Below are 559 nucleotides of genomic sequence, written 5' to 3' on the forward strand. Positions count from 1 at the left end.
GAGGTCGAGCTGGATACAGGTTAACCCTTCTGATTGGAGTCGTTGAACGTCATCGAGCTTTCTACAAGAGGCGATGACGTGAAAGCCTTGTTTATGGAGTGCATGAGCACAAACGTACCCGATGCCCGTTGAGCAACCCGTAATGAGGATGAATTTATTCATGTGTTAGCTTAATGCGAGAGAGATAAGCCTTATCATTCAACAGCTTCTATCTTGAAGCAAGTGCTTCAGTGCTGGTTCTATTCTTGAATAACTAAATTTAAAGCCGAGCTCGGTGAGTTTCTTAGGTTTGGCTCGCATACTGTCAAACAGCAAACATGCCGATTCTCCCATCGCCAATGCCATGACCCATTTAGGTGTGAATAGAATATGAGGACGTTTGAGTGTTTTCGCTAACGTGCGGCTAAATATCCGGTTAGTCACAGGGTGAGGGGCGCACATGTTGAAGGCACCATGCGCGTGAGGGGTTTCAAGCAGGTACATAATGGCACGAACCATATCGAGGATATGAATCCAAGGCATGTATTGATTGCCATTGCCAAGCGGTCCGCCTAACCCC

General features: G+C 46.9%; 2 protein-coding genes. Both read right to left on the bottom strand.

All coding sequences use genetic code 11. The features are described 5' to 3' along the window. Window positions 1-162, bottom strand: a 162-nt coding sequence (locus R7Z47_RS26255) for an SDR family NAD(P)-dependent oxidoreductase (RefSeq protein WP_318130954.1), incomplete at its 3' end; no start/stop codon positions are given. Between the two features lie 36 nt (window positions 163-198). Further along, window positions 199-559 (bottom strand): DUF1731 domain-containing protein (locus R7Z47_RS26260; protein WP_318130953.1); only part of this gene is annotated, 361 nt, incomplete at its 5' end.

It is taken from the genome of Vibrio sp. 1641 (assembly GCF_033339995.1).
GTDB lineage: Bacteria > Pseudomonadota > Gammaproteobacteria > Enterobacterales > Vibrionaceae > Vibrio > Vibrio alginolyticus.